The 6,996-nt window shown below is 72.0% G+C and carries 6 protein-coding genes; all 6 read right to left on the bottom strand.

What is annotated here, in order from left to right:
* Nucleotides 1-502, bottom strand: a 502-nt coding sequence (locus D7X32_RS05540) for a DUF6597 domain-containing transcriptional factor (protein WP_341868118.1), incomplete at its 3' end; no start/stop codon positions are given.
* Nucleotides 502-2,991, bottom strand: coding sequence for a sensor histidine kinase (locus D7X32_RS05535; protein ID WP_244238861.1), 2,490 nt, complete (start codon nt 2,989-2,991; stop codon nt 502-504). The genes D7X32_RS05540 and D7X32_RS05535, both read right to left, overlap by 1 nt.
* A 63-nt stretch (nt 2,992-3,054) precedes the next feature.
* The gene (ureG, locus tag D7X32_RS05530; RefSeq protein WP_120601447.1) at nt 3,055-3,771 is read right to left on the bottom strand and encodes an urease accessory protein UreG; all 717 of its coding nucleotides are present in this window, start codon (nt 3,769-3,771) and stop codon (nt 3,055-3,057) included.
* 25 nt (nt 3,772-3,796) lie between these two features.
* Nucleotides 3,797-4,459, bottom strand: a complete 663-nt coding sequence (locus D7X32_RS05525; RefSeq protein WP_120601446.1) for an urease accessory protein UreF — start codon at nt 4,457-4,459, stop codon at nt 3,797-3,799.
* 11 nt (nt 4,460-4,470) lie between these two features.
* Nucleotides 4,471-6,186 (bottom strand): urease subunit alpha, encoded by a 1,716-nt coding sequence (ureC, locus tag D7X32_RS05520; RefSeq protein WP_120601445.1) that lies wholly within the window; start codon nt 6,184-6,186, stop codon nt 4,471-4,473.
* A complete protein-coding gene (gene ureA, locus D7X32_RS05515; protein WP_120601444.1) occupies nt 6,183-6,968 on the bottom strand; it encodes an urease subunit gamma in 786 nt (261 codons plus the stop codon). The genes ureC and ureA overlap by 4 nt, the downstream gene beginning before the upstream one ends.
* Nucleotides 6,969-6,996: the final 28 nt, after the last annotated feature.

Here is a 6,996-nt window from a genome sequence, read left to right as displayed (position 1 = left end):
CCCCCTCCAGCGAACGCACCGGCACCTGGCCCCTCGCTTCCAGGATGAGGTCCACGGCGTGCCGCACCCCCGCGTCCCCCTCCTGCCCGGGCAGCCGGCCCAGCAGCAGCCGCTCCAGCAGGGCGAAGCGCGCCGCCGTGCCCTCCACCGCGCCCAGCCGCTCGCGCCACTCGCGCGCCTCGCGCGGCCAGAGGTCCCCCAGCGCCACCTTCGCGTCCGTCAGCTCCAGCAGGGGCAACCGCAGGAACGGCTGCGCGCCGCCGGGCCGGAAGCGCACCGCGACGAAGGCCGCACGCGCGGACAACGGCACCACCTCCGCCGTCCGCATCGCCCCCACCACGTGCAGCCCCACCCCGTCCGTCAGGTCCACCAGGATGTCCAGGCACCCGTCCGGCATCACCCGGTGCACGCCCACCGGCGCCTCCCCCGACAGCTCCAGCGCCCAGTAGCACTGGACGTACGGCGCCAGCGCCGCGCAGGGACTCGCCTCCACGTAGCGCATCAGGCCGCGTCCGCGACGGCCGCGCGCGGCAGCCACACCGTGAAGCAGGTGCCCTGCCCCGGCCCGTCACTCTTCGCGCTGATGCGGCCTCCGTGGCGCTCCACGATTTCGCGGCAGATGGCCAGCCCCAATCCCAGTCCCCCGGCGTAGTGCTCGGCCGCGTTGCGCGCACGGAAGAAGGGCGTGAAGAGCTGCGGCAGGCTGTCCGCCGGAATGCCGATGCCCCGGTCCTCCACCTCCACCCGCACCTGCCCGTCCTCCTCGCGCACCCGCATGACCACCGGTGTCCCCGGCGGTGAATAGCGCAGGGCGTTCTCCACCAGGTTCGTGAGCAGCTGATCCAACCGCTGCTCGTCCCACCGGCCCACCAGCGACTCGGCCGGGGCCTCCAGGGACACCAGGCCCTGGCGCTCCGGCCGCGTGGACTGGATGCGCTCCAGTACCTCGCGCGCCAGCGCCACCAGGTCCATGGGCGCCTCCGTCAACGTGAAGCGCCCGGACTGCAGCCGCGACACGTCCAGCATGTCGCCAATCAGCCGCGTCAGCCGGTCCACCTGCCGGTTCAGCCGCGCGAAGGTCTCCCGCTGCCGCTCCGGGCTCATCCCCTGGGCGGATCCGGACTGGCGGATGAGCAGCTCCAGCGTCGCCTTCAGCGGCGTCAGCGGCGTGCGCAATTCGTGGCTCGCCATGGACAGGAACTGGTCCCGGATGGCGATGGCTTCGCGCAGCTCCTTCTGCGTGCGGTCGATGCGCGCCGCCATGTCGTTGAAGCCCTGCGCCAGATGCGCGACCTCGTCGTCTCCCTGGGCCTGCACGCGCAGCTCCGGCGCGGGCGTGCCCAGCGCGGCGAAGCCGTCCCGCAGCGTCTCCAGCCGCTGCGCCACGTCCCGCCCCACCCACTGCGACAGCACGAGCGCGATGGCCCCCGCCAGCACCGCGATGGCCACCACCCACGCGCCCATGCGCGTCACCGGCGCGAACGCCTCGCGCAGCCGCGCCGTCACCACCACCGTCCAGGGCGTGCCCTCCACCCGCGCGTGCGCCACCAGCAGCCGCCGCCCCGTGTCGTCGAACGTCTCCAGGAGCCCGTCCGGCCGCGTCAGCGCCTCCGCGCCCACCAACTCCAGCACCGGCGCCCGCGTGAGCACGTCCCCCCGCTCCGTCTCGCGCAGGAGGCTGCCATCGCGGCGGTCGAAGATCTCCACGTGGTAGCCGCGCGAGGCGAGCATCGGCTGCAACGCCAACCGCCGCAGGGACAGCCCGCCCACCAGGAAGGCGCGCCGGCCAGCGCCCAGGTCCATGGGCATGGTGAAGACGATGTAGGGCTCGCCCGACCGGGTGACGAAGGGCCGCGACAGCTGCACCTCGGCGCCGCCCTTCAGCGCCTCCTGGAAGTAGGTGCGGTGCGCGAAGTTGCCGTTCGCCCGGTTCAGCCGCACGGAGGGCATCAGCGTGTCGCCGGCCTCATCCAGCAGCCAGGCCGCGTCGAACAGCCCGGACTCGCCCTCCAGCAGCGCCAGCCGCTCCCGCATGCCCTCGCGGTTGCCCGCGCGCACCAGGGAGATGAAGCCCGGCCCCCGGCTGTACACGCGCAGCAGCGAGCGCGCCATGGTGGCCGTCTGCTCCAGCCACGCCGTCTCCGCGGCCACCGCCTGCTGGGCCTTGCCGTGCAGTTCCGCCTCCAGGGCCTTCTGCGCGAGGAACGACGCCACCGCGCCCACGGTCACGATGGGCAGCACCGACGCCAGCGCCATGCCGCGGAACAGCCGCCAGCGCACCCCCGCCAGCACCGGCCACCGGCGCCCCCCCGCCAGCAGCGCGCACGCCAGCGTCAGCACGGCGTACACGCTCATGCCCGACCACGCGCGCCACGACGCCACCCCGGCCGTCATGTTCAGGAACAGGAGGGCCAGGCCTCCCAGGGCCAGCCGGCACAGGAGCGGCTTGCGGCGCCACAGCCCCACGGCGAGCAGCACCCCCATCAGGAAGAAGAGCAGCCCCACCCACCGCGCGTAGGGGCCCAGCGACGCCAGGGCGAAGCGCACGAAGCCCCGGGGCGCCCAGACCAGGAGCGCCCCGAAGCACAGCGCCACGCTGGCCAGGAACACCGCCAGCAGGCCCTGTCCCCGGCGCAGGGTGCGCCGCTCCATGACGAGCAGGACCATCAGGAGCAGGTAGAGGACGGTGCCGGTGAGGCTGACGGGCAGGACGCAGACCACCCACCAGTAGATCGCGACCGCGGCCAGCACGAACACACGCCCCACCCGTCCCACGAAGGCGGGCCAGGCCGGGTACATGAGCGCGACGAGCATCATCCCCGCGCCGGCGAGGAACAGGCTCCCCAGCAGCCGGATGTGCGGATAGATGTATTGAAAGAGGACGGAGCCGAACTCGTAGGGGACGAACACCATCGAGGTGCCCACGACGAGGCCGACCGCCGCCGCCGCCCACTCCACACGTGCCCGCTCCAGGAGTTCCACGGCGGGCACCGTGACACAACCCGCCCGGATGTGCCGGACGGGTGTCTGATGAAAGGACCGTTCGTCCGGTGGCTATCTTCGGCGCCAGGCGTCCAGCAGGTGGCCCACCACCGCGTCCACACCGACATCCCGTGTGACCTGCGTGAAGACGAAGGGCCCCTCGCCGCGCATCTTCCGGGCGTCGCGCTCCATCACGCCCAGGTCCGCTCCCACGTGCGGTGCGAGGTCCGTCTTGTTGATGATCAACAGGTCAGACTGCGTAATCCCGGGCCCGCCCTTGCGAGGCACCTTGTCCCCGCCCGCCACGTCGATGACGTAGACGGTGTAGTCCGCCAGCTCGCGGCTGTACTGCGCGGCCAGGTTGTCGCCGCCGCTCTCCACGATGAGCAGCTCCGGGTGCAGCTCCTCCATCAGCTGCTCCAGCGCGAGCAGGTTGTGGCTGATGTCCTCGCGGATGGCGGCGTGGGGGCAGCCGCCCGTCTCCACCGCCTTGATGCGCTCCGGGGACAGGGCCTGGTTGCGCACCAGGAACTCCGCGTCCTCCTTGGTGAAGATGTCGTTGGTCACCACGCCCAGGCGGTACTGGTCGCGCAGCTTCTTGCACAGGGCCAGCACCAGCGCCGTCTTGCCGCTGCCCACCGGGCCGCCAATGCCAATCGTGAAGGCGCGCCGCGAGTAGTCGCGCCGGTGCGGCTTGTCGCGCGCGTCGAAGTGGCCCGGGTGGTCCCAGTCCTCGTGCGTGTGCTCGTGCCCGTCCTGCCCATGGCCGCGGTGGTCGTCGTCGTGCATGTCGCGTTTCCTTTCGTCTCTTGTTTCAGGACAGGAACAGCCTGGAATACAGCCGGTCGTGCGTGGCACCCACCAGGTCCCAGAACGGCGCGGGCTGCGACAGGTCCTCCACGCCCGATGTCTTGCATTGCGCCAGGACGGCATCCAGCAGCGGCGTGGCCGCGTGCTGCACCTGGTGGGATTCATGCGTGCCGATGACGCCCATGCGCACGCCCGCGGACAGGGCGCCCCGCAGGGTGAGCGACAGGAAGAGCCGCTGCGCGTCCTCCTGCTCCACCTCCAGCGCGCGCAGCACCGCGCCGAACACGGGCGCGTGGTGGAACTTCACGCCGGCCGCGCGGGCCGCCTCGCGCACCGGCCCCACGGCCTCCGGGAAGATGCGCGCGCAGGTGTCCAGGAAGGCCCGCCCCTGCGTGCGGCTGGCCCGGTGGGCGACGTGGTTGGTGAGGAACGCGTCCGCGCGCGCATCCAACGCGGGCAGGGAGCCAGGCTCGCGCCACGCCGCGCCCACCAGCGGCAGCCCGCCCAGGCCCGCCTGCCACACCAGCGCCTCCACGAAGCGCCGCACGTCGGCCGCGCCGCGCACCTCGCCCGCCTGCACCGCGGCCTCCAGCCCCCCCGAGTGCGCGAAGCCCCCGGTGGGAAAGCCCGAGTCCGCCAGCTGCAACACCCTCCAGCTGGAAGCCATGGCGTGCCTCTTCAGAACAGCGAGTAGCGCTGGGCCAGGGGCAGCCAGGTGGCGGGCTCGCAGCGCAAGAGCGCTCCGTCCGCGCGGACCTCGTAGGTCTCCGGATCCACCGTGATGACCGGCAGCGCGTCGTTGAGGCGCATGTCCTTCTTGCCCAGCTTGCGGCAGTTCACCACCGCGGACAGCCGCTTGGTGAGCCCCAGCCCCTGCACGGTGCCTTCCCTGAGCGCGCGCCCGGACACGAACGCGATGCTGGTGGAGCCCCGCGCCCGCCCTCGCGCGCCGAACATGGGGCGCATCATGTACGGCTGCGGCGTGGGGATGGACGCGTTCGCGTCGCCCATCTGCCCCCACGCGATGAAGCCGCCCTTGAGCACCAGCTCCGGCTTCGCGCCGAAGAAGGCGGGCCGCCATAGCACCAGGTCCGCCAGCTTCCCCACCTCCACGGAGCCCACCTCGTGGGACAGCCCGTGGGCGATGGCCGGGTTGATGGTGTACTTCGCCACGTAGCGGCGGATGCGCAGGTTGTCGTTGTCACCCTGCTCGCCGGCGAGCCGCCCGCGCTGCTCGCGCATCTTGTGCGCCGTCTGCCACGTGCGGGTGATGACCTCGCCCACGCGGCCCATGGCCTGGCTGTCGGAGGCCATCATGCTGATGGCGCCCAGGTCGTGGAGGATGTCCTCCGCGGCGATGGTCTCTCCGCGGATGCGGCTCTCCGCGAAGGCCACGTCCTCCGGAATCTCGCGGTCCAGGTGGTGACACACCATGAGCATGTCCAGGTGCTCATCCAGCGTGTTCACCGTGTACGGCCGCGTGGGGTTGGTGGAGCTGGGCAGCACGTTGGGCGCGCCGCACACGCGGATGATGTCCGGCGCGTGGCCGCCGCCCGCCCCTTCCGAGTGGTACGTGTGGATGGTGCGGCCCTTGAACGCCGCCAGCGAATCATCCACGTAGCCGGACTCGTTGAGCGTGTCCGTGTGGATGGTGACCTGCACGTCCTCCGCGTCCGCCAGCGTGAGGCAGGTGTCGATGGCGGCGGGCGTGGTGCCCCAGTCCTCGTGCAGCTTGAGGCCGATGGCGCCCGCGCGGACCTGATCCAACAGGCCTTCCGGCAGGGACGTGTTGCCCTTGCCGGTGAGGCCGATGTTCAGGGGAATCGTGTCCGTGGCCTCCAGCATGCGCGCCAGGTTCCACGCGCCCGGCGTGCAGGTGGTGGCGTTGGTGCCGGTGGCGGGGCCGGTGCCGCCGCCCACCCAGGTGGTGATGCCGCTGGCGATGGCCTCATCCGCCTGCTGCGGGCTGATGAAGTGGATGTGCGTATCCAGGCCGCCCGCGGTGAGGATGAGCCCTTCCCCCGCGATGACCTCCGTGGTGACGCCCACCACCATGCCCGGCGTGACGCCCGCCATGACGTCCGGGTTGCCCGCCTTGCCAATGGCGGCGATGCGCCCCGCCTTGAGGCCCACGTCCGCCTTGAAGATGCCCGTCCAGTCCACCACGAGCGCGTTGGTGATGACGCAGTCGAGCGCGTCCGCGTCGCCCGCGCCCGCGCGCTGGCCCATGCCTTCACGCAGCACCTTGCCGCCGCCGAACTTGCACTCGTCGCCATACACGGTGGCGTCGCGCTCCACCTGGAGCCACAGGCCGGTGTCCCCCAGCCGCACCCGGTCTCCCGTGGTGGGGCCGAACATGTCCGCGTAGTGGCGTCTGTCCATGGTGCGGCTCATGAGCGACCCTCCTCGTCGTTCCCTGCCTCGTGACCGAAGCCCTGCGTGCGCACGGCCTCCAACAAGCGCTCGCGGCCTTCGTCGGACACCTTGCCGCTGCCCAGCGCGTTGCCTCCGCGCACCACCTGTTCCCCCGCGATGGGGACCAGGGACACCGTCTTCACCTCGCCCGGCTCGAAGCGCACCGCCGTGCCCGCGGGGATGTCCAGCCGGTGGCCGTAGGCGCGGCCCCGGTCGAACACCAGCGCGCGGTTTACTTCCGCGAACGCGTAGTGGCTGCCCACCTGCACGGGCCGGTCGCCCTGGTGCGTGACGCGCAGGGTGATGGCCTTGCGGCCCGCGTTGAGTTCCAGCGCACCCTCCGCCGCGCGCACCTGTCCGGGCGGCCCTTCCGGCGACGCGGCGGGCACGGTGAAGCGCTCCAGTGGCGGCACCGGCAGGAAGCTGCCGTAGAGGGCCAGCGACAGGTCTCCGTGCTCCGCCACCACCGGGTGGTGCACGGTGACCAGCTTGGTGCCGTCCGGGAAGGTGCCCTCCACCTGCACCTCCGCCAGCATCTCCGGCACGCCGTCCATCACCTGCGCGCGCCCCAGGAACCGGCGCCCCAGGTCCATCAGCTCCGCCACGCTGCGGCCGTCGCGGATGAACTCCAGCAACTGCGTGGCGATGAGCGCCACCGTCTCCGGGTAGTTGAGGCGCAGGCCTCGCGCCAGCCGCTTCTGGGCGACGACGCCCGCCTGGTGCAGCAGCAGCTTGTCCACGTCACGGGGGGACAGATGCATGGGGTCCGACTCCCTCGGTTCTTCGGGG

This window comes from Corallococcus carmarthensis (assembly GCF_003611695.1).
GTDB lineage: Bacteria > Myxococcota > Myxococcia > Myxococcales > Myxococcaceae > Corallococcus > Corallococcus carmarthensis.
Note: the sequence above shows the minus strand (reverse complement) of the source record. Positions and strands in the feature narration are given on the sequence as shown.

Bases quoted from the DNA above. Each gene is read 5' to 3' on its own strand.
- ureG (WP_120601447.1), bottom strand. From the start codon at position 3,771: ATGCACGACGACGACCACCGCGGCCATGGGCAGGACGGGCACGAGCAC.
- D7X32_RS05525 (WP_120601446.1), bottom strand. From the start codon at position 4,459: ATGGCTTCCAGCTGGAGGGTGTTGCAGCTGGCGGACTCGGGCTTTCCC.
- ureC (WP_120601445.1), bottom strand. From the start codon at position 6,186: ATGAGCCGCACCATGGACAGACGCCACTACGCGGACATGTTCGGCCCC.
- ureA (WP_120601444.1), bottom strand. From the start codon at position 6,968: ATGCATCTGTCCCCCCGTGACGTGGACAAGCTGCTGCTGCACCAGGCG.